This is a genomic window from Streptomyces corynorhini, assembly GCF_003346515.1.
In the GTDB taxonomy this organism is placed as follows: domain Bacteria; phylum Actinomycetota; class Actinomycetes; order Streptomycetales; family Streptomycetaceae; genus Streptomyces; species Streptomyces corynorhini.
Genome location: NZ_QQNA01000275.1, coordinates 1 through 21,334, shown reverse-complemented (window position 1 = coordinate 21,334; position 21,334 = coordinate 1). Strand labels below are relative to the sequence as shown.

Genomic DNA, 21,334 nt, shown 5'->3' with positions numbered 1-21,334 from the left:
TCGGGGTCACGCGTTCGGGGTCACGCGGGCGAGGTCGGATGGCCGGGGTCGGATGGCCGGTTCTCAGTCGACCGTGACGACGACCTTGCCTCCGGCGCCGCCCGCCTCGTTGAACCGGAACGCCTCCGCCGCCCGCTCCAGCGGGAACGTCCTGGCGACCCCGACCTCCAGCACGCCGTGCTCCGCGAGGGCGGCGAGCGCCGCCAGGTCCGCCGCGTCGGCCCGCGCGAACGCGTACGAGCCGCCCAGCTCCGTGACCCCGCCGTCGGCGATGGACGCCAGCCGTCCGCCGGGCGCGAGCAGCGGCGGGGTGGCCCGCAGCAGATCGCCGCCGATGATGTCGAAGGCGGCGTCCACGCCGTTCGGCGCGAGTGCGCGCACCTGCTCGCCGAGTTCGCCGGGGCCCTCGCCGTACCGTACGGCCTCGCCGCCGAGCGCCCGGATGTGCTCCTGCCCCGACTCGCGGGCGGCGCCGATGACGCGGGCGCCGAGATGGCGGGCGAGCTGGACGGCCATGGAACCGACCGCGCCCGCCGCGGCGTGCACGAGCACCGTCTCACCGGCGCGCAGCCGCAGCACCCGGTGCAGCACCTGGTAGGCGGTGAGCCCCACCAGCGGCAGCCCGGCCGCCTCGGCGAAGCTCAGGGCGGCCGGCTTGCGGGCGAGGGTGCGTACCGGGGCGGCGACGTACTGCGCGAAGGTGCCGCGCGACAGGAAGTCCTCCCGTACGTACCCGATGACCTCGTCCCCGGCGGCGAACTCGGTCACGGCCGCCCCTGGCCTGCTCACCACCCCGGAGACGTCCCAGCCCGGGATCACCGGGAAGACCGGTTCGAGGATCCCGTCGAGATACCCCTCCCGGCACTTCCAGTCGACGGGGTTCACCGCCGCGGCCCGCACCTCGACCAGCACGGAGTCGGGTCCGACCCTGGGCTCGGGCCGCTCTCCGTACTCCAGGACGTCCGCTCCGCCGTAGCGGCTGTAGCTGATGGCCTTCATGCGTCCGACACTCCGACGCCCCGGGCCGGTCCGCAAGCCGGGACCGCTCGCGCGGCGCGGCGTCAGGCGGTGATCGCGGCGTAGGGCGGCAGCATGGCGCGGGGATCCTGGCCGGTCTTCCAGAGTCCGATCAGAAAGGCCGTCATGGCCTCCAGTTGGTCCGCCCGGTCGAGGCCACCGGCCCTCAGCGGTACGCAGCCGGTGTCCAGGACCAGGGTGCTCACCAGCTCCAGCGCGTCGGCGTCGTCCCCGCACAGCGGCACGGCGAGCGGGCCGTCGGGGAAGACGGGCGGATCGAGGCGCCAGACGGCCTCCGCGCTGTGGTTGAACGCCTTGACGACCCGGGCGCCGGTCGCCGCCGCGATCGTACGGGCGGCTCCCGGGCCGGTCCCGGTGGTGAGGAGGAAGCCGGGGCCGAGGGCGTTGGTGCAGTCGATCAGCACCCGCCCGCGCAGCGCTCCGGCCGCCGCGCCCGCGTCGGCCAGCACCTCGGCGACCGCGTCGAAGCCGACGGCGAGCAGCGCCGCGTCACCGTGGAGCGCCGCCTCGGCGGGGGCACCGGGCCGCCCGCCGAGGCGGCGGGCCAGCTCCGCCGCCTTGGCGGGCGAGCGCCCGCCGATCAGCAGCTCGTGCCCGGCGCGGGCCCAGTGGGCGCCGAGAGCCGCCGCCATCGCCCCCGTGCCGATGATTCCGATGCGCATGCCGGTCGCCCCTCCGTCGTTCCCGTACCGTTCCAGCAGGGACGCTAAGGGAGCGACCGGTAACCATTCGGTGCCCCGCGCGGCTGGTACGAAGAGGCGATACGCGCGACGCGGGAGGGCAGAGATGGAAAGAGTGCTGGCGGACTGCCGGTCCAGGATCGGCTTCGATCTGCTGGGCAACACCTGGAACCCGGTGGTGCTCTACGCGCTCGCGGAGGGGCCGCGCCGCCCGCGCGAGCTGCGTACGGAGATCGGCGGCATCAGCGCCAAGGTGCTCACCGAGACGCTGCGTCGGCTGGAGGGGTACGCGCTGGTCGAGCGCCGGACGTACGCGCCGCCCTCGCCCCGGGTGGAGTACGCGCTCAGCGAGCTGGGCCGCAGCTTCCTGGAGCCGATCCGGGCGCTGGGCCGCTGGTCGGCCGAGTACGGCGATGCCTTTGTCGCGGCGCAGCGGTGGGATGAGGGCTGATCGCGCGGCCGGGCGGCGGCGCCCGGTCTCCCTCCCGGTGCGGGCTGCCGCGTCAGGGGCACGATTTCGGTGACGGGCCGTCGGATGGCAGGCTCGGGGCCGACCGTAGTGCCGACCCCGGGGAGCCGCCGTGCCCGCAACCGATCCGTACACCGTCCGCCTCGCGCCCGAGGTGTACGCCTATGTCCAGCCGGACGGCGGCTGGTGCCTGAACAACGCGGGATTCGTCAGCGACGGGCGGTCCACGCTGCTGATAGACACGGCGGCCACCGAACGGCGGGCGCGCGCCCTGCGCGAGACGGTGCTGGCCGCCGGGGTGCCGCTGCCGCGCACGGTCGTCAATACGCATCACCACGGCGACCACACCTACGGCAACGCCGTGTTCGCCCCGGAGGCCGTCGTGATCGGCCATGACGCCTGCCGCTCCGAGCAGTTCGCGGCCGGGCACCAGCTGCATCTGGTCTGGCCGCGGACCGACTTCGGCGACATAACGATCACCGCGCCGACCGTGACCTACGCCGACCGGCTCACCGTCCATGTGGGCGATACCGAGGTACGGCTGATCCATCCGGGGCCGGCGCACACCATCGGTGACTCGATCGTGCATCTGCCCGAGCGGTCCACCGTGTTCACCGGGGATCTCGTCTTCCGGGGCGGCACCCCGTTCCTGGCCATGGGCTCGCTGCGCGGGTCGCTGCGCGCGCTGGAGCTGCTGCGCTCGCTCGACGCGACCCATGTCGTGCCGGGCCACGGCCCGGTGGGCGATCCGTCGGTGTACGACGAGACGGAGCGCTATCTGCGCTACGTCGAGGAGCTGGCCGACGCGGGCCACGCCAAGGGGCTGACGCCGCTGGAGGCCGCGCGGGCGGCGGATCTCGGCGAGTTCGCCGGGTGGCGGGAGAGCGAGCGGCTGGTGGCCAATCTCCACCGGGCGTACGCGGAGCTGGACGGTCTGCCGGAGGGCTCGCCGCTCGACGTGGCGACCGTGTTCGCGGACATGACGGCGATGAACGGCGGGGTCCCCGTGGCCTGCCACGCGTAGTCCCCGGCGGGCGGAGCGCCGGGCGGGGCGCCGATCGGGCGACGGGCGGGACGCCGATCGGGCGACGTGCGGGACGCCGATCGGGCGGCGGGTACGAGCGCACCGGGGCGCCGGGAGCACGGGCACGGGAGCACCGGGGCGCCGGGAGCACGGGCACGGAAGCACCGGAGCGCGGGACACTGGACGACATACCGACCGGTCGGTAGCGTGATGGGCGACCGCGACCGGCGGTCCGCCGCCCCGCCCGTACGGAGGTACGCCGATGCGTCAAGACCCGCCGCCCGGACTCGACCCCGAGCGGCTGCGCGGCCATCTCGACCGCGCGCTGCCCGGCCTGGTGGGCGGCCCGCTCGACGCGCGGCTGATCGAGGGCGGCCGGTCGAATCTGACGTACACCGTCACCGACGGCACCGGGCGATGGGTGGTCCGCCGACCGCCCCTCGGCCATGTGCTGGCCACCGCGCACGACATGAGGCGCGAGTACCGGGTGATCGCGGCCCTGCACCCGACGGCCGTGCCGGTGCCCGAGCCGCTGCTGCTGTGCGAGGACGAGTCGGTGCTCGGCGCGCCGTTCTACGTGATGGAGTACGTGGCGGGCACCCCGTACCGCACGGCCGAGCAGCTCGCCCCGCTCGGTCCCGGGCGCACCAGGGCCGCCGTCCTCGCGCTGGTGGACACCCTGGTCGAGCTGCACGCCGTCGATCCCGGCGCGGTGGGCCTCGCGGACTTCGGCCGCCCGGACGGTTTCCTCGACCGGCAGTTGCGCCGCTGGGGCAAGCAGCTCGACGGCTCGCGCAGCCGCGAGCTGCCCGGGATCGACGAGCTGCACGGGGCGCTCGGCCGGTCGCTGCCGCTCTCCCCCGCCCCGACCGTGGTGCACGGCGATTTCCGGCTCGACAATGTGCTCCTCGGCGACGACGACCGGATCAGGGCGGTGCTGGACTGGGAGATGTCCACGCTCGGCGATCCGCTGACCGATCTGGGGCTGCTGGTGATGTACAGCGTGCCGCTCGATCTGCCGGGCTCCCCGATCAGCACGACGGCGGACGCGGCGGGCCACCCCTCCCCGGCCGAACTGATCGAGCGGTACGCGGCGGCCTCGGGCCGGGACACCTCCGCCGTCGCCTGGTACACGGCCTTCGCCTGGTTCAAGCTCGCCGTGATCCTGGAGGGCATCCACTACCGCTACACCCTGGGACAGACCGTGGGCCCCGGTTTCGACCGGATCGGCGATCTCGTCCCCGTCTTCATCCGGCACGGCCTCACCACCCTCCAGCTCCAGGAAGGCTGAGTACCCCTCATGGACTTCGCATTCGACGCCCGCACCGAAGAACTGCGTACCCGGCTGCTCGCCTTCATGGACGAGCGGGTGTATCCGGCCGAGGCGGTCGCGCGCGAGCAGCACTCCCGGCTGGCCGACCCCTGGGACACCCCGGCGGTGGTGGCGGAGCTGAAGGCGGAGGCACGCCGACAGGGGCTGTGGAACCTCTTCCTGCCCGACGCGGAGTACGGCGCCGGGCTGACCAACCTCCAGTACGCGCCGCTCGCCGAGATCACCGGCCACTCCCCGCAACTGGCCCCCACCGCGCTGAACTGCGCGGCGCCGGACACCGGGAACATGGAGGTGCTCGCCCAGTTCGGCTCCGCCGAGCAGCGCAAGCAGTGGCTGGAGCCGCTCCTCGCGGGCGAGATCCGGTCGGCGTTCGCGATGACGGAGCCCGAGGTGGCCTCGTCCGACGCGACGAACATCCGCACGGTGATCGAGCGCGACGGTGACGACTACGTCGTCGACGGCCGCAAGTGGTACATCTCCGGGGCCATGAACCCGGAGTGCGCCGTCTTCATCGTGATGGGCAAGACCGACCCGGAGGGAGCCGACCCGCGCCGCCAGCAGTCGATGATCCTGGTCCCGCGCGACACTCCGGGGCTCGAAGTGCGCCGCGCCATGCGGGTGTACGGGTACGAGGACCACGCGCACGGCGGCCACGCCGAGGTCGTCTTCGACCGGGTCCGGGTGCCCGCCTCCCACCTCATCGGCGAGGAGGGCGGCGGTTTCGCCATCGCGCAGGCCCGGCTGGGCCCCGGCCGGATCCACCACTGCATGCGGCTGATCGGGATGGCCGAGCGGACCATCGAGCTGATGTGCCGACGGGCCGTGTCCCGTACGGCGTTCGGCAAGGCGCTCGCCCAGCAGGGCGTGGTCCAGAACTGGATCGCGGACGCCCGGGTGACCGTCGAGCAGCTGCGGCTGCTGGTCCTCAAGACGGCCTGGCTGATGGACACCGTGGGCAACCGGGGCGCGCACACGGAGATCCAGGCCATCAAGATCGCCACCCCGCGCGCGGTGGTCGACATCATCGACTCGGCCGTCCAGCTGTACGGCGCGGGCGGCGTGAGCCAGGACTCGCCGCTGGCCGAACTCTGGGCCTCCGCCAGGACCCTGCGCCTCGCGGACGGCCCCGACGAGGTGCATCAGCGCTCGCTGGCCCGTCGCGAGCTGAAGAAGCACCTCCAGTAGCAGGAGTCACGAGCGCCGTCAGCAGTCCATGGACGGCGGCGGGAGCAGGCCGAGCGACTGGGCACGCATGACCGTGGAGAGCCGGTCGCACGTGCCCAGCCGCCGATAGAGGGATTCGATGTGCTTGTGGGCGGTGCGCGGTGAGATGTGCAGCCGATGGGCGATCGCGGTGGCGGGCAGCGCCTTCGCCAGCAGGGTGAGCACGGCGAACTGACGGGGTGTGATCCCCTGCTCCGCCGCCCGTTCGGCCCGTGGAGCAGGAGCAGGAGCCGGAGCGGGAGCGGCGGCCGGAGCGGGAGCGGTGCGGACAGGGCCGGACCCGGCGGCCCCCGCCGGGACCCGGGCGGCGGCTTCGCACCACTGGGCGCGGGCGCGGTAGTGGGCGTCGATGCTCACGAGCAGCGGCTGTACCCGGCGGGCATAGGCGAGTTCCTCCTCGGTGAAGTCGTCGCGGACATGGTGGAGGACGAAGCCCCGGGCGGCTCCCACGGGCGCGGGCAGCGGGATGCCGAGCATATGGGCGCCGAACGTACCCCGGGCCAGGCTGTGGCTCTCACTGCGCAGCCACGGCCGCTCGCCCCTGATCTGGGTGGCCGACCGGGGCGTACGGTCCCCGGTCGTGGCGTAGTGCTCCACCAGCGGGTTGCCCAGGCGGACATGGCGCACCGTGAGGGAGTCCAGATACTCCTGGGAGACCTCGTCGGCGCATTTCCAGGCGACCACCCGCCCGGTGCGCTTCGTGTGGTGGACCTCCGAGAGGGAGACGGCCGACGCGTGCAGTCCCCGGGCCAGTTCGGACAGGACGAGGGACCAGTGCGGCTCCGGATCGGGCCGCTCCAGGACGGAGACGGCGAGCCCCAGCATGTACGCGTAATCACGCCACAGGGCCGTACCCATCGCCACCCCCGCACTCTCGCACCCGTGCATCCCCGACCGCTCCACACGGTCACCGTACGAACCGATATCACCACGCTCCGCATTCATTCTGCCGCACCACTCGGCAGAGAGAAAGATCGCGTGCCGACAGAGCCGGACAAGGACGGGGCGAGCCACGCGCCGACCCCCGGCGCCGCGCGGACGGCGCGCGCGGCTCCGGGAACCTTCTTTCCGGGTGTGCGCCGCCCGGTCAGCCACCGCGATCGTCGGCGACCGACCCGGCCGGACCCGGCCGGAGTTCGCCCGGCGCACCCGGCCCGGCGGTTATCGGCAACACACGGATCCTGTTCACGGCCCCCCTCGCCTCATCCGCACGGCATCACCCGCACAGCGCCACCCACCCGGAACTCCTGACGTTCCGTAGCCGAACACCACTCATGGTGACGAACGCGCCGGTCCGGCCGCAATGCGTACAAGTACGTAGGGGAGGAACGGTTTCGCGCGGCGTCGAGCGCTTATGGGCGCCGCTACGGGCGCAGCGCCCGCAGCAGCAGGTCCGCGAGGTGGTCGGCGACCTGCTGCGGGGTGAGCGTGCCGTCCGGGCGGTACCAGGTGGACAGGTGGTGGACCGAGCCGAAGTGGTAGTCGACCACCAGGTCGGCGGGGGTGGCGGTGGAGAAGACGCCGCCGCGCTGCCCCTCCTCGACCAGTGCGCGGAAGCGTTCGTGGTAGCGGCGCCGCTCCTGCCGTACCCGCTTGTTCTTCTCCGGGCTCAGGTGGTGCATGGAGCGGAAGAAGATCGCGGCGTCGTCCAGGTTCTCGATCGTCGTCACGACGACATCGGCGGCGGCGGCCCGCAGCCGGGTCTCCACCGGCTCGTCGGCGTCGGCGAAGGCGTCCAGGCGCTCCTGCTGGAGGCGGAGCACGCGGGAGTAGACCTCCTGGAGGAGGTCCTCCTTGGAGCCGAAGTAGTGGTAGAGCGCCCCTTTGGTGACGCCCGCCGCCTCGACGATCTCCTGGACCGAGGTGCGGTCGTAGCCGCGCTCGGCGAACAGCCGGGTGGCGGCGGCCAGCAGCCGCTGGGGTACGGGGACGCCGTCCCCTTCCGTCGTTCTCGCCATGCTCGGCCACCCGCCTTCCGCTCCGTGCCGTACGCGCCGCCCCGTTCGACGCCTACGGCGGGGAACGCAGTTCCCTCCTGAGGATCTTCCCACTCGTGGTCTTGGGCAGCTCGGGCAGGATCTCGACCTCGCGCGGGTACTTGTACGCGGCGAGCCGCTCGCGGCAGTACGCGCGCAGTTCGCCGGGGTCCACCGTCGCGCCGGGGCGCAGGCTGACGTACGCCTTCACGCTCTCGCCCCGGTAGGCGTCCGGGACCCCGACCACGGCCGCCTCGCGGACGCCGGGGTGGCCGTAGAGCACGTCCTCGACCTCACGCGGCCACACCTTGAAGCCGGAGGCGTTGATCATGTCCTTCTTCCGGTCGACCACGTAGAGCCAGCCGTCGCGGTCCATGAAACCGATGTCACCGGTGCGCAGTTCACCGTCCGGGAACGCGGCGGCGCTCGCCTCGGGCGCCCGCCAGTAGCCGGAGACGACCTGCGGGCCGCGCACCGCGATCTCGCCCTGTTCGCCGAAGGGCAGGTCCGCCCCCCGCTCGTCGATGATCCGTACGACGGTGTCGGGCCCCGGTACGCCCACCGCGAGCGTGCCGGAGACCGGGTCGACCGGGGCCGTCCGCGCGGGCGGCACGGAGGCACAGGGCGCGGTGCACTCGGTGAGCCCGTAGCCGTTGCGGAGGTAGGGGCCCAGCTCCGCGCGGAACTCCTCGACCAGCGCGGGCGGCAGCGGCGCGCCGCCCGAGGAGATCACCCGGAACGAGGAGAAGTGCGCGCGGGTGACGCCCGGGTGGGCGGCGAGCGCCATGAAGGCGGTGGAGGGGCCGATGGTGTACGCGGGGCGGTGTTCGGTGAAGGCGTCGAGGACCACGCCGGGGTGGAAGCGGTAGGTGAGGGCGAGGGTGCCCGCGTTGGCGAAGCACGCGGCCAGCTCGCAGACCAGGCCGGTGATGTGGAAGAGGGGCGCGAGCGCGAAGTAGCAGGAGCCCTCCTCGACGGGGTGCCCGGTCCGCTGGCGCTCGGCGTTGTACATGATGTTGGCGTGGGAGTTCATGGCGCCCTTGGGGGTGCCGCTCGTACCGGACGTGTAGCTGATCAGCGCGGTGTCCCCGGCGGCGGGGTCACGACCGGCGGGTGCGGCGCGTCCGGCACGGGCGACGGCCAGCAGGTCGGCGGCGTCGTCGGTCGGCGGCTGCCGCTCGAAGCCGAGGACACGGGCGTCGTCGCGGGTCTGGAGGTCCAGCTCGCAGGCGGTGAGCGCGATCCGTACGGACGAGGCGGCGGCCGTGTCGCGCAGGAACGCGCCCCAGTCGCGGTCCGCACAGATCACGGCCGTCACCTGGGCGTCCGTCAGCACATGCGCGACCTCGGCGGACTTGTACATGGGGTTGACCGGTACGACGACCGCACCGGCCTTCCAGGCGCCGAGCAGCGCGAGGACGAAGTGCGGGGTGTTCTGGAGCATGATCGCGACCCGGTCGCCGGGCGCCAGCCCCCGGGCGGCGAGATGCCCGGCCACGGAGTCGGAGAGCGCGTCGGTCTCGCGGTAGTCCAGGCGGCCGTCGAAGTAGCCGAGCGCGGTACGCCCGGGAGCGCGGGCGACGGCGGCCCGGAAGGCGTGGACGACGGAGGGCGGCGGGTCGAGGGGCGCGCGCTGGGCCGGGCTGAGCAGACCGAGCCAGGGCCGGGCCGCGTAGCGCGAAGAACCGGCCGCCGCCTCCTGGGCGCCCTCGCCCGTCCCGTCGCCCGGTGCCGTGGTCACGCGCCGCCCGCTTCCCAGGCGCGCTGGATCCCGTTCATGGACTCCAGCCAGCGGTCGGGGTCACCGGCGCGCGCCCGGAAGTAACCGGCCACCTCGGGGTGCGGCAGTACCAGGAACCGGTCCTCCGCCATGGCCTCGAACAGGGCGTCCGCCACGGCCTCCGGCTCGATGGCGCTCGATGACAGCACGAGTTCCCCGGCGCTTCCGGTCGCGGTGAGCATGTCCGTACGGACCCCTTGCGGACAGATGGCGTGGACCTTGAGGCCCCGGTGCCGGTAGGTCAGCGCGAGCCATTCCGCGTACGCGAGGGCGCCGTGCTTGGTGACACTGTACGGCGCCTCGCCGATCATGGTCAGCAGTCCGGCGGCCGAGACGGTGGAGACGAACCGGCCGCTGCCGCGCTCCAGCCAGGCCGGGACGAGCGCGCGGGCCGCCCGTACGTGCGCCATCACGTTGACGTCCCAGGCCGTCGCCCAGACGTCGTCGGCGGGCAGGTCGCGACCGGGCGGCGAGCCGACCCCGGCGTTGGCGCAGTAGATGTCGACGGTCCCGCCGAGCGCCTCGCGGGCGTCCTCGACGATCAGGGAGGCGTCGCCGGGCACCGCCACGGCGCCGATCTCGTCGGCCACGGCGCCCGCCTTGCGGGCGTCGAGGTCGTTGACCACCACCCTGGCCCCCTCGGCGGCGAATCTGCGGGCGAGCGCGGCCCCGATCCCCGCACCGGCCCCCGTGACCACAACCCCGGCATCGCGCACGGCATCCATCGGAACGGCCCGCCTCTCCGCCGGCCACGCCACCGGCCTCGACATACTAACCAGTCGGTATCCAACGGGGAAAGGGCGCGTCCCGGCCAGGCGGACGCCGGGGGCGCCGGGGACGCCGGGGACATGGGGGATGCCCGGGACACGGGAGAGGCTCAGGGGCCGGGGAGCCGGCCGTGAGACGCCGGAGCGGGCCTCGTTCCCCCGGCCCGCCGCAGGCGTTAGCGTGCGTGGCCATGACGGCGTCCGATCGCGGAGGTGGCGGAATGAATCTGTCCAGACGGGGACTGCTGGGCGCCGGAGGGCTGGCCGGGGCGCTGGCCGTGGCCGGGGCCTCCCCCGCGACCCCGGCGGCCACCGCCCCCGACGCGACCGCGCGGCCGGGCGGCGCCGGGGCCGGGAGCGTGCGTACCGGGTTCGACCGGCTCGCCGCCGACGGGTACCGGCGGCTGTCGGGGCAGAAGGTCGGGGTCGTCACCAACCCGACCGGCGTCACCTCCGACGTGCGCCACATCGTGGATGTCATGCACGCCGACGAACGCGTCGACCTGGTCGCGGTCTTCGGCCCCGAACACGGCTTCCGGGGGACGGCGCAGGCGGGCGGCTCCGAGGGGCGGTACGACGATCCGGCGACCGGGCTGCCGGTCTACGACACGTACCTCAAGAGCGGCGGGCCGCTGGCGGACGTCTTCACCGCCTCCGGCGTCGACACCGTCGTCTTCGACATCCAGGACGCGGGCGCCCGTTTCTACACGTACGTCTGGACGCTGTACGACTGCATGGAGGCGGCGGCCAGGGCCGGGAAGCGCTTCGTCGTGCTGGACCGGCCCAACCCGGTGACCGGGCGCGCGGCCCTCGGCCCGGTCCTGCACCGGGAGTTCGCCACTTTCGTGGGCCGTGAGCCGATCGCCCAGGCGCACGGCATGACCGTCGCCGAGCTGGCCCGGCTGTTCAACGGCGAGTTCCTGGCGCGGCCCGTACGGCTGGAGACGGTCACCCTGTCGGGCTGGCGGCGCGGGGACTTCTTCGACGTGACGGGGCTGCCGTGGGTGCCGCCGAGCCCCAACATGCCCACGCCCGACACCGCGCTGGTCTACGCCGGGACCTGCCTGTTCGAGGGCACGAACCTCTCGGAGGGCCGGGGCACCACCCGCCCCTTCGAACTGCTGGGCGCGGAGGGCGTCGACGGGAGGTGGGCCGAGGCGGCCAACGCCCTGTCCCTGCCCGGTGTGCGTCTGCGCGAGGCGTACTTCGCGCCGACGTTCTCCAAGTTCGAGGGCCGCACGGTCGGCGGCGTGCAGCTCCACGTCCACGACCGCGAGACCTTCGACCCGGTGCGTACCGCGATCGCCCTGCTGGTCACGGCTGCGCGGACCTGGAGCGGCTTCGCGTGGCGCGCCGACCACTGGATCGACAAGCTGACCGGCTCCGGCAGCGTACGTACGATGATCGACGCGGGCGCGGACACGGACGAGATCGCCGGGGCCTGGCAGGACGAACTGGCCGCGTTCCGCGCCGTACGACGGCCCTATCTGCTCTACCGGTGACCGCGCCGCCCGGCCATCAGGCCGTGTGCTGATACGACGGGTAGGTCAGATAGCCCGCGTCACCCCCCTGGTAGTACGTGGCCTCGTCGACGGGAGCGATCGGCAGTCCGGTACGCAGCCGCTCGACCAGGTCGGGGTTGGAGAGGAAGGAACGGCCGAAGCCGATGAGGTCGGCGCCGAGTCCGAGCCAGCGGTCGGCGTCGGCCCGCCCGGTCTGCTTCGGCCCCATCGGGAAGACCGGGTTCATGACGAGGGTGCCGGGCCAGGCACGGCGCAGACCGAGCAGCACGTCGTCACCGACGGTGGCTTCGAGGTGGACGTACGCGACCTCCAGGCGGGCCAGTTCGGTCAGCAGCGCGGTGTGGAGCTGGAGCGCGTCGTGCTCCTCGACCCCCCAGAACCCGCCGCCCGGGGAGAGGCGGATGCCGGTCCTGTCGGCGCCGACGGCCTCGACGGCCGCGGACACCGCCTCGACGGCGAACCGGATCCGGTTGGCCACCGAGCCGCCGTAACGGTCCGAGCGCAGGTTGCCGTTGGACGACAGGAACTGCGAGATGAGGTAGCCGTTGGCGCCGTGCAGCTCCACACCGTCGAAGCCCGCGTCGACGGCGCGGCGGGCGGCGGCGCCGTACGACCCGGCGTGCTCGGGCACCTCGGCGGTCTCCAGGGCGCGCGGCACCGGCGCGGGCTGCCGGCCCGAGGGGGTGAACACGTCGCCGGTGGCGGGCACGGCCGAAGGGCCGACCGGCACCGTTCCGGTCGTCTCGGGGTGCGAGACCCGTCCGCCGTGCATGATCTGCGCGAAGATCCGTCCGCCGTTGGCGTGCACGGCGGCGGTCACCGGGCGCCACGCGGCGACCTGCTCGTCGCTGTGCAGCCCCGGCGTCCCCGGGTTGGACTGGCCGATCAGACTCGGCTGGACCCCCTCGGACACGATCAGCCCGGCCGTCGCCCGCTGGGCGTAGTACGTGGCCATCGACGGGGTCGCCAGACCGCCGTCGGCGGCCCTGGCCCGGGTCATCGGGGCCATCACCACACGGTTGGGCAGGGTCAGTCCGCCGAGCCGGTAGCTGCTGAAAAGAGTCATCGCGCAGGTCTCCTCGTTCCTGGGTGCCCGGGTGGCGGGCACAGCGACTACGCTAGAACCTCACATTGATGTGAGAGGCAAGCGTTGTGCCGCACCTCACACCGGACGTGGATCACCGAGGAGGACGACGTGCGCATCGGGGAACTGGCGTCACGGACCGGAGTCAGCGTCCGGTCCCTGCGCTATTACGAGGAGCAGAAGCTGATCGTCAGCTGCCGCAGCGCGGGCGGGCAGCGGCAGTACCGGGAGGACGTCGTCGAACGGGTGGCGTTCATCCGGCGCCTGTACGCCGCCGGGCTGTCCAGCAGCACCATCATCGAGCTGCTGCCCTGCGCGTACGCGCCGAGCGAGACGAACTCCGACGTCGCTCTGGCGCGTATGGAGCAGGAGCGCGACCGCCTCTCGCGGCACATCGACGAACTGGCGCGCACCCGGGACACTCTCGACGGGCTGATGGCCAGGGCCCGGGAGTTCCGGGAGACATTGCGGGAGACGTTGCGGGAGACCGTGCCGCACTGACCGGCGGCCGTGCCGGCCGGTCGGTGCGGCACAGCCGGTCGGCACGGCCGCCGTCGGCGCTCAGCCGTCAGCGGTGCGAGGGGAACTCGACCACCTGCTGGTACGTCGGCCTGTTCTGCCAGCTGATCTTGGGGTGGCTGATGCCGCCCAGCGTCCTGTGGATGATCGAGTCCGTGCACCACTGGTCTCCGGCCGAGCAGTTCTCGTCGCCCGGGTAGACCTCCTTGACCGGTACGGCCGCCGCCGTCTTCAGCGTGGACAGCAGCGTCTCGCGGCACGCGCTCAGGGAGCCGTCCCCGCAGTACGTGACCGGGGCCGGCGCCAGGACCGGGTCGCCGAGGACCTGGCGCAGATCCTTGTCGACATAGCCCCACCAGCCGTACTGGAACGACGAACCGCTGTGCGCGCCCGTCGGGCCGTGGCTCGACGCCGGGGACTCGTCGGTCTGGAGCGACGCGGTGAGCGCCTCGTACAGACCGCTCCCGAGGCCCTGCTTGTACTGGGCCTCGACCAGCCGGGGCCACCAGGCGTCCATGATCCGTACGGCGGCGGCGTCGGTGTAGGTGTGCGAACCCTGCTTGGTCTCCATGCGCCGGGAACCGGTGGCGCGCCAGCTCTCCAGTTGCTGGACGACGGTGTTCAGCGCCGGGTCGGTGACGGTCGCGGAGCGGATCACCTTGAGCAGTGTGGGCAGCACCTGCTCGCCCCGCAGATCGGTCACCGCCGCGTCGGCCATCGCGCGGGCGAGGGAGGCGCGGGTGACGCCGCCCTTGGCCACCAGCGCCTCGACCCGGTCGTCGAGCAGATCGGCGCGGTGCACCGCGCCGTAGCCGAAGCCCGCCGCGTCGTACTCCTCGGCCTGCCGGTTGTTCCACGAGATGTAGTAGTCCTGCCCGACGGACTGCGGATGCTGGGCGAAGGGCGTGTACGAGGCGGTGTTGGCGGCCGGGTCGAACCCCTGCCACTCGTACGCCTGCTCGGCCTTCACCGGCAGCGAGGCGTCGACTCCGGCCGCCCGCACGGGGTTGAGGCCGCTGTTGAAGTAGGCGGCGGTGCGGGAGTCGGCGTAGAACCAGTTGAAGGCGTAGCCGATGCGGTGCGCGGCCTGCTGGAAGGAGGCGGCGTCCTTGACGTACCCGGGGTCGTTGAGCATCTGGAAGCCGATGATCGAGTCGGCCTCGTGGCGGTAGGTGCTGCGCAGGGAGGTGTACGCGACGGGCTTGCCGCCGACGGTCGCGCGGTGGGTGACCATGCCGTACTTCGTGCGCCAGACCTGGAGCCGGTACGAGCCCGCGGCCGTGGAGTCGGCGGTGGTCGGTTTCCAGGCGTTCTTGCGCTCCATCTTCTCCATCGGGGTGCAGACGGAGCGGTAGAGGTACGCGGTGGACGCCTTGGTCGGTGTCCCGCCGCCCGGTTCGCACAGCTCGACGGCGTACGTGTCGGTGATGTCCTGCTGCGCGGAGGTGGCGCTCCAGGCGTAGTCCTGGCCCCGGCCCATCTGCACGTACATGCCGACGCCCGCGAAGGCCACGCCGCGCGCGCTGATGCCGGGGCCCTGAAGCTCCTGGAGCATCATCAGCTGTGGCGCGAAGTAGCCGGTTTGGGGTCCGAACACGGCGACGGGGTTGCCGCTGGCGGTGTGCTGCCCGGAGACCAGCAGCGCGTTGGACATCCCCTTCCTGGCGGAGAGCGCGCCGTCCTGGACCGCTCCGTCGTCGAAGATCCCCCGCAGCGGCTCGATCCCCTCGGGGACGCCGACGGGGGCCTCGGCCCGGGTGACGGCCGAGCCCGTCCTGTCGTACACCAGCGGTTCCGCCTGGACGGAGCCCGCGTCGGGCAGGGCCGTGCCGCGCGGGTTCGCGGGCTTGCGCGCGTAGGGGAAGGCGGTGCCGTCGTGGACGGTGAGGACGGCCTCGGGGTCGTCGCGCTGGCGGAACGACTCCCAGACCTCGGTGCCCTTGACCACGCCGTACTTCTGCTGCGCGGCGAGCAGCGAGAGCGCGGCCTGCACCTCGCCGCCGCCTCCGCCGCCGAACTGGCCGCCGACGACGGAGGCGATGGAGATCAGGTCGGTGAGCTTGAAGGGCTCGATCTCCCCGACGTTGGTGATCGAGTCGATCTTGCCGGTGAGGACGTACTCGCCGGGGAAGTAGCGGCCGTCCTTGGACTTCTGCCGGTAGGAGTTGATGCCGTCGACATACGCCTGGGCGTCGGCCATGGCCAGCTCGCCGCGCTCGCCCCCGGTGGTCCTGATCCGTTCGACCTGGGCCTCGTACTCGGCCTCCGTGTACGGAGCCGAGGGCCAGAACTGCTGCTCCAGGCCCTGGTTGGCGAGGGCGCCACCGGCGAAGGAGGTCAGTTCGCCGCGGCCGATGTGGCGGAAGAGGTCCATCATCCAGAGGCGGTCCTGCCCCGCGGCGTAACCGGCGCCGAACTCGGTGCCGTAGCGGGTGGTGCCCTTGATGTGCGGGACGCCGGTCTTCTTGTCCCGGGTGATCGTCACGTCCTCGCGCGGTGAGGTGACGGACTCGACCTGGCCGGAGGGGACGCCGAAGGAGGCGTCGTTGAAGAAGTCGGTGATCTTCGCGTCGGTGAGTCCGCTCCGCCCCGCCACCAGGGAGTCGTAGCGGGCGAGCTGGTCGGAGGCGTGGGCGGGGAAGGTGCCGAAGAGCTTGTTGCCGAGGATGTCGGCGAGGGTGGCGTTGCCGTTCGCGCCGGGCGGCAGGATGTCGGCGCACTGCCCCTGACAGTGGTCGGTGGCGTCGGCGGCGGGCGCCGCGAGCGGCCCGGTCCCGGCCGTGGGCGCGGCGGCGGCCGGCCCCTGCGGGAGCAGCAGGGAGGCGCCCAGCGCGAACACCGCGACGGTGGTGGCCGCGGCTCTGGCGCGGGTGCGCCCGGCCCGGCCGGCTCTGGTCCTGGCGCGATCGGCTCGTGAGGTGTGTCGTCGCATGGGGCTCCTCCTGGAGGCGGGTGCCCGGAGGTTACCCACGGTATGACCCGCCAGTAAGGTGAACACCAGTCACGTTCTCCGCGCGGATCTTCCGGGTGGAGTCCCGTCACTTCCTGTGAATCCGCTTCGAATACCGCTCGATAACAACCGAAATGCCGGAATTCATGGGTGCCATCTGTTTTTTGATGGAGCCGAATGGGGCAGGCGTACGTCCATTCCTCAACGCCGAGAAGCGACGGAGGTGGCATGCGATGGCCGGGTTCCGGAGTCTTGCGAGACAGGTGCGCGATCCGCGGTGCGATCTGGCCTTGCGACGGTACTCACTGCGCAAGTGCCTGGAACGATTCGCCCCTTACGGGCACCGGGCGACCTGGGATCACCTGTGCGCGAGGCACAGCATCGACCCCGAGGACAGGGCGCCCGACCCGGCGCGGCTGACGGCCGCGCTGGACGAGCTGGAGGACGCGCGGGCCGTCTGGCTCGCGTACGAGCTGGAGTTCGCCGAGCGCCGCAGGCGCGAGAAGCACGACGGGCTGCGCAGGCCCGGCAGTTCCGACGACTGGCACCGGCGCACCTGGGGCGGGAACGGCGTCGCGCGCTGCGAGGACCCGGCCGTCCATCCCAGCGCCTCGCTCGGCGAGGTGCTGCGTCGGCTGATCTCAGGACTGGAGACGGGCCCGGGGGCCAGCTGCCCGGTCTGCGGGCTGCACGGAATCGTCTGGCGCCCCGATCTGTCGAACGCCCCGTGGTCGGGACCCGTCTGTACGGGGTGCGGCATCGTCGTACCGCCGCCCGTCCTCACGAACGAGGCCCTGGCGCGGGCGAAGCGGGTACGGATCAGGGATCTGGCGTCGGTGGCGTGAGACCCGCGGGGGCGGGCCGCGGAGACGTCCCGGCCCCCGCCGTGTGGCACGAGGTACGAGCGCGCGGACGGACGGCCGGACGGCAGACGGCCGGTGGACGGCCGGTCAGGACGGCGTGCTTCGGCACGTCGATCCGCACGGCTCCGCGACGGTCGGCTCCTGCGCGGCGGTCGGCTCGCGCGGGACGCGGCGCTCCCCCAGCAGGCGGGAGCCCGTCATCCGCTCCCCGAAGGCGTCGTCGGGGTTGGACAGGACACAGGTCTCCAGGGAGAGGCAGCCGCAGCCGATGCAGTCCGTCAGATGGTCGCGCAGCCGACCGAGCTGCTTGATGCGCTCGTCCAGCTCCGCGCGCCACGCCAGGGAGAGCCGCGCCCAGTCGTCACGGTCGGGGGTGCGCCCCTCGGGGAGTCCGCCCAGCGCGTCCCTGATGGTCGACAACGGGATACCGACCCGCTGGGCGGCCCGTACGAAGGCGACGCGGCGCAGCGTGTCGCGCGTGTAGCGGCGCTGGTTGCCGGTGGTCCTGCGGCTCGTGATGAGCCCCTTGGACTCGTAGAAGCGCAGCGCCGACACGGCGGCTCCACTGCGCGCCGACAACTGGCCGACGGTGAGTTCCTGAACCTTCTCGGGAATCTGTGGCACCCCGCCCACCCTAAACGAGTAAGTCCGAAGTAGCGTCGTCCGCCCTTTGGGGCGGGCGGGGAGGTGTCAGGTGCGTGCGGCCGCAAGGCGGAGGAGGGAAGCGACGCGGAGCGTCGTTGACCGACGACAACGCCGCGGATGTGCGTGCATGGCGCCTCCCCGCAGACGGGACTTCGGACTTACTCGTCTAAGGGGGCGCGGGAGACCGGCGGCCCTGACCGCCCGGCGCGGAGCACCCGGTGGCCCGCGCCGGGCGCCGTCTGGCATGATTTTCCCGCGGAACGTCGCTCCGCGTGAGGATGCGGGACTCCGCTCCGTTTCCCCCGGTGGGAGGTGTCCGCGATGGCCGCGCCCAGCACGCCGCCACCCCCGGCAGGCCGCAGGCGATCCGATGTCCGCCGCAACGAGCGGATTCTGCTGGACGCCGCGGCGGCCGTGTTCGTCCGTGCGGGAGTCGACGCCCCGGTGCGGGAGATCGCCGCCGAGTCGGGCCTCGGCATGGGCACGATCTACCGCCACTTCCCCACCCGGGCGGACCTGGTGGTCGCCGTCTTCCGGCACCAGGTCGACGCGCTCGCCGCCGCGCCCACGGCGCCCGCCGCCGGTACGCCGTACGAGGCGCTGCGGCTGTGGGTCCACCGGTTCGCCGATTTCCTGGTCACCAAGCACGGCCTCGCCGAGGCACTCCACTCGGACCAGGCGGGATTCGAGAGCCTGCACAACGAGTTCGTCGAACGTCTGCTGCCCGTGCTCGACGAGCTGCTGAAAGCGTCCGCCGCCGCAGGCCACACGCACCCGGACATCCGCGCGTACGACGTCATGCTCGGCATCGGCAATCTCTGCGTCGGAGTCGAGACCTTCCCCGGCTACCAGGCGCGCCGCATGATCGATCTGCTGCTCGCCGGCCTGGCACGGACCGCCCCCGCACCGGCGGCCGGGGCGCCGGAGTAGCGCGCGCGCTCTCGCCGCGCGCGGCGGCGGGGGGCCGCTCGACGGGCCCGGTGCGAGGAGCGCGTTGACACGAGCACCTCGGCCCAACATGCTGAGCAAGCGCTTGGAAACAGACCGAGCAGCGCAGCCCCGAGAAACAGGGAGCAGGGAGCATGGCCGAGCCGAGAACGTTCACCTCAGCCGCGGAGTTGCTGGCCGGGGCCGGTGAGCAACTGGGGCCCAGCGACTGGCTGGAGATCGACCAGAAGCGGATCGACCTGTTCGCCGAGGCCACCGGCGATCACCAGTGGATCCATGTGGACCCGGAGCGGGCGGCGGCGGGCCCGTTCGGCACCACGATCGCGCACGGCTATCTGACACTGTCGCTGCTGCCCGTGCTGCTGCCGGAGGTCCTGCGGGTCGAGAACGCGCGGATGGCCGTCAACTACGGCATGAACAGGGTCCGGTTCCCCTCCACCGTGCCCGTCGGCTCCAGGCTGCGCGCGTCGGCCGTCCTCAAGGAAGCCGTGGAGGCGGGCGACAGCGTGCAGGTCACGGCTCTGGTCACAGTGGAGCGCGAGGGCGGCGAGAAGCCGGCCTGCGTGGCGGAGTCGGTGTCCCGGTACTACTTCTGAGCGCTGCTCCGTGCCCGGTCAGGAGGACGGAGGCGGCGGGATCACACGCGGCCCGAGACCATCCGCAGGACGAGGTCGGCGTAGAGCGCGCCGACCTCGTCGGGCGTCCTCGGCCCCGCCGCGTTGAACCAGCGCGCCACGTCGATGCAGAGCGACAGCACCGCGAGCGTGGTGCCCGGCACGTCGGGTACGTCGAACTCGCCGTCCCGCACGCCGTCGGTCAGGATCCGGCGCACCGCCGCGCCGCTGCGGCGGCGCAGCTCCACGATCTCCGCGCGGTGTTCGGCGCCGAGCGCGTCGAGTTCGTACTGCACGACGCGGGCGGTGGTGTGCCGCTCCGCGTGCCAGCGGACGAAGGAGCGTACGGCGTCGGCGAGCCGTTCCGACGCCGTGCCCTCGCCGTCCGCGGCGGCCGTCAGCAGCGCCAGCGCGCTGTCGTGGCCGATCCGGCTGATCCGGTGGAGCAACTCCTCCTTCGTCTTGAAGTGGATGTAGAGCGCCGCCGGGCTCATCCCGGCGCGACCGGCGATGTCACGGGTGGTGGTGGCGTGGTAGCCGCGCTCGGCGAACGCCTCGACGGCCGCGACCAGCAGCTTCCTGGCCGCCTCCGGGGTCACCTCGCCCCACGGCGGATTCTCGCCGTCCGCCGCCTGCTCCGCCGTAGGCATCGCTCGTCCCTCTCGTCCGTTCGGGCGTCCATTCGATCAGGAGGCACACCCTACCCCCGAGGGTGAGCAAGCGCTTAGAGCTTCTCGGGGCGGTTCGGAGCCCGTGCGGGCGTCAGAGTTTCTGGAACGGATCGTGGTCGGCGAGCATCTTCTCCAGTCTCGCCTGGTCGACCCGGCTGACGATCTGTCCGGCCTCCTGCCGGTCCCTGATCACCTTGGCCAGGGTGAAGGCCGAGGTCGTGAGGTAGAGGACGGTGATCCCGAGGAAGCCACGCACCCAGGCGCTGGCTTCGAGCTTGAGGATGCCGACGGTGACGGCGACGAGGGCGAGGGCGAAGGAGGCCACGGCCTGCACGTAGAAGGCGGCGGTGCTCTGCTGCTGAACAGGAGTCTCGGTCATGGCCCCAGGATCGGCGGCCGGGGCGGGGCCCACATCGGTACAGGTACTCACCTCGCGCGCTGAGTACGGCACGAGGAGGCCCGCCCGCGCCCCGGGAGCGGGCGCACGGCACCGGCCGCACCGGCCACGACCGGCCGACACCGGTCAGCGCTGGTCGGCATCGGTCTGGACTGGCCAGGGCCGGTCAGAACCGCGGGGCTTCGTCCGAGAGACCCGCTGGGGGTGCCCGGTGAGCCGGTGCACCCCCAGCCGGTCTCTCGGACGCCTACCCGTCGAGCCCCGGCAGATCCCTCGGCGCGGGGCAGATTCTGCGGCCCAGATGGTCGAAGACGTACAGATGCGCGAGGTCGACGAGCAACGGCACCTGCGCCCCCGTCCGCAGCCGCATGTCGGGGCCGGTACGGACCACCAGGTCGCTCGCCGTGAGGGCGGCGCGCTCGGGGGCGGACTGAGCCTCCTCCTGGGGCTCCTGGCCGTCCAGCACCACCACGGGACCCGCCGCCCGGCCGGCCGGGCGGCCCTGTGCCCGGCCGGTGAGGCGCTGGAGCAGTCCGGGGCCCCGGCGGCCACGCGATCCGGAGCGGGGGCGGGCGGATTCGAGGTCGGTGACCGCGGCGGGCTGTGAGCCGATGTCGAGATGGACCAGCGCCTCGTGCCCCTGGTACTCCATGTGCTCGACGATGCCGCTCAGCGCGACCTCGCCGGAGCGCGCCTGGCTCGGCGGCGCGATGCGGGCCGCCTCGGAGCGCAGCCCCACGATGATCTGCCGACCCTGCTGGATGCGGAGCAACTGGTGCTCCGAGCTGAGGGGTTCGGGCAGCGGCAGCCGCTGCCTGCCGAGATCGAT

The 21,334-nt window shown here is 72.8% G+C and carries 21 protein-coding genes; 9 read left to right on the top strand and 12 right to left on the bottom strand.

All coding sequences use genetic code 11. The annotated features are described in order from the left end of the window. Window positions 1-63: 63 nt before the first annotated feature. Together DVH02_RS28570 and DVH02_RS28565 are read right to left on the bottom strand one after the other, a co-directional pair. Window positions 64-999: an NADP-dependent oxidoreductase gene (locus DVH02_RS28570; protein WP_114626747.1), complete on the bottom strand. Its 936-nt coding sequence runs from the start codon at window positions 997-999 to the stop codon at window positions 64-66. Window positions 1,000-1,061: 62 nt separating this feature from the next. After that, window positions 1,062-1,700, bottom strand: a complete 639-nt coding sequence (locus DVH02_RS28565; RefSeq protein ID WP_114626746.1) for an NADPH-dependent F420 reductase — start codon at window positions 1,698-1,700, stop codon at window positions 1,062-1,064. A gap of 124 nt (window positions 1,701-1,824) precedes the next feature. On the opposite strand from DVH02_RS28565, the gene DVH02_RS28560 reads away from it, so the two are divergent. From DVH02_RS28560 to DVH02_RS28545, 4 genes are all read left to right on the top strand, one after another. Continuing rightward, window positions 1,825-2,169, top strand: coding sequence for a winged helix-turn-helix transcriptional regulator (locus DVH02_RS28560; protein ID WP_114626745.1), 345 nt, complete (start codon window positions 1,825-1,827; stop codon window positions 2,167-2,169). A gap of 130 nt (window positions 2,170-2,299) precedes the next feature. Beyond that, complete coding sequence (locus DVH02_RS28555) at window positions 2,300-3,211, top strand: MBL fold metallo-hydrolase (RefSeq protein ID WP_114626744.1); 912 nt, start codon at window positions 2,300-2,302, stop codon at window positions 3,209-3,211. 262 nt (window positions 3,212-3,473) lie between these two features. Then, a complete protein-coding gene (locus tag DVH02_RS28550; protein WP_114626743.1) occupies window positions 3,474-4,502 on the top strand; it encodes a phosphotransferase family protein in 1,029 nt (342 codons plus the stop codon). A gap of 9 nt (window positions 4,503-4,511) precedes the next feature. Then, window positions 4,512-5,729 carry an acyl-CoA dehydrogenase family protein gene (locus DVH02_RS28545; RefSeq protein ID WP_114626742.1) on the top strand — a complete coding sequence of 406 codons (1,218 nt, stop codon included), beginning with the start codon at window positions 4,512-4,514 and terminating at the stop codon, window positions 5,727-5,729. 18 nt (window positions 5,730-5,747) lie between these two features. Here DVH02_RS28545 and DVH02_RS28540 read toward each other — a convergent pair whose 3' ends face one another. From DVH02_RS28540 to DVH02_RS28525, 4 genes are all read right to left on the bottom strand, one after another. Then, window positions 5,748-6,626, bottom strand: coding sequence for a helix-turn-helix transcriptional regulator (locus DVH02_RS28540; protein ID WP_233518513.1), 879 nt, complete (start codon window positions 6,624-6,626; stop codon window positions 5,748-5,750). A 506-nt stretch (window positions 6,627-7,132) separates the two neighbouring features. After that, window positions 7,133-7,726: a TetR/AcrR family transcriptional regulator gene (locus DVH02_RS28535; RefSeq protein WP_114626740.1), complete on the bottom strand. Its 594-nt coding sequence runs from the start codon at window positions 7,724-7,726 to the stop codon at window positions 7,133-7,135. A gap of 52 nt (window positions 7,727-7,778) precedes the next feature. Then, window positions 7,779-9,485 (bottom strand): class I adenylate-forming enzyme family protein, encoded by a 1,707-nt coding sequence (locus DVH02_RS28530; protein WP_114626739.1) that lies wholly within the window; start codon window positions 9,483-9,485, stop codon window positions 7,779-7,781. Then, window positions 9,482-10,249 carry an SDR family oxidoreductase gene (locus DVH02_RS28525; protein WP_114626738.1) on the bottom strand — a complete coding sequence of 256 codons (768 nt, stop codon included), beginning with the start codon at window positions 10,247-10,249 and terminating at the stop codon, window positions 9,482-9,484. The genes DVH02_RS28530 and DVH02_RS28525 overlap by 4 nt, the downstream gene beginning before the upstream one ends. 263 nt (window positions 10,250-10,512) lie before the next feature. Between DVH02_RS28525 and DVH02_RS28520 the strand changes: the two genes are divergently transcribed. Next, a complete protein-coding gene (locus DVH02_RS28520) occupies window positions 10,513-11,793 on the top strand; it encodes an exo-beta-N-acetylmuramidase NamZ family protein (protein WP_114626737.1) in 1,281 nt (426 codons plus the stop codon). Between the two features lie 16 nt (window positions 11,794-11,809). On the opposite strand, the gene DVH02_RS28515 is transcribed toward DVH02_RS28520, so the two are convergent. Further along, window positions 11,810-12,880, bottom strand: coding sequence for an alkene reductase (locus tag DVH02_RS28515; protein WP_114626736.1), 1,071 nt, complete (start codon window positions 12,878-12,880; stop codon window positions 11,810-11,812). Window positions 12,881-13,009: 129 nt separating this feature from the next. Between DVH02_RS28515 and DVH02_RS28510 the strand changes: the two genes are divergently transcribed. Beyond that, complete coding sequence (locus DVH02_RS28510; protein ID WP_114626749.1) at window positions 13,010-13,399, top strand: MerR family transcriptional regulator; 390 nt, start codon at window positions 13,010-13,012, stop codon at window positions 13,397-13,399. Window positions 13,400-13,466: 67 nt separating this feature from the next. Here the strand turns inward: DVH02_RS28510 and DVH02_RS28505 are convergent, their stop codons facing one another. Beyond that, on the bottom strand, window positions 13,467-16,349 hold the full coding sequence (locus DVH02_RS28505) for a penicillin acylase family protein (RefSeq protein ID WP_114626735.1): 2,883 nt from the start codon (window positions 16,347-16,349) through the stop codon (window positions 13,467-13,469). A gap of 251 nt (window positions 16,350-16,600) precedes the next feature. On the opposite strand from DVH02_RS28505, the gene DVH02_RS28500 reads away from it, so the two are divergent. Then, window positions 16,601-17,212 (top strand): hypothetical protein, encoded by a 612-nt coding sequence (locus tag DVH02_RS28500; RefSeq protein ID WP_114626734.1) that lies wholly within the window; start codon window positions 16,601-16,603, stop codon window positions 17,210-17,212. Window positions 17,213-17,317: 105 nt separating this feature from the next. On the opposite strand, the gene soxR is transcribed toward DVH02_RS28500, so the two are convergent. After that, complete coding sequence (gene soxR, locus DVH02_RS28495) at window positions 17,318-17,854, bottom strand: redox-sensitive transcriptional activator SoxR (protein ID WP_114626733.1); 537 nt, start codon at window positions 17,852-17,854, stop codon at window positions 17,318-17,320. 342 nt (window positions 17,855-18,196) lie between these two features. Between soxR and DVH02_RS28490 the strand changes: the two genes are divergently transcribed. Together DVH02_RS28490 and DVH02_RS28485 are read left to right on the top strand one after the other, a co-directional pair. Continuing rightward, window positions 18,197-18,805, top strand: coding sequence for a TetR/AcrR family transcriptional regulator (locus DVH02_RS28490; RefSeq protein ID WP_114626748.1), 609 nt, complete (start codon window positions 18,197-18,199; stop codon window positions 18,803-18,805). Window positions 18,806-18,957: 152 nt separating this feature from the next. Further along, the gene (locus DVH02_RS28485; RefSeq protein WP_114626732.1) at window positions 18,958-19,419 is read left to right on the top strand and encodes a MaoC family dehydratase; all 462 of its coding nucleotides are present in this window, start codon (window positions 18,958-18,960) and stop codon (window positions 19,417-19,419) included. Between the two features lie 41 nt (window positions 19,420-19,460). Here DVH02_RS28485 and DVH02_RS28480 read toward each other — a convergent pair whose 3' ends face one another. The 3 genes from DVH02_RS28480 to DVH02_RS28470 form a co-directional block, all read right to left on the bottom strand. After that, window positions 19,461-20,087, bottom strand: coding sequence for a TetR/AcrR family transcriptional regulator (locus DVH02_RS28480; RefSeq protein WP_114626731.1), 627 nt, complete (start codon window positions 20,085-20,087; stop codon window positions 19,461-19,463). A 112-nt stretch (window positions 20,088-20,199) separates the two neighbouring features. Beyond that, window positions 20,200-20,487 carry a YiaA/YiaB family inner membrane protein gene (locus tag DVH02_RS28475; protein ID WP_114626730.1) on the bottom strand — a complete coding sequence of 96 codons (288 nt, stop codon included), beginning with the start codon at window positions 20,485-20,487 and terminating at the stop codon, window positions 20,200-20,202. 265 nt (window positions 20,488-20,752) lie between these two features. Then, window positions 20,753-21,334: TOBE domain-containing protein (locus DVH02_RS28470; protein WP_114626729.1), on the bottom strand; the 582-nt coding region annotated here is incomplete at its 5' end.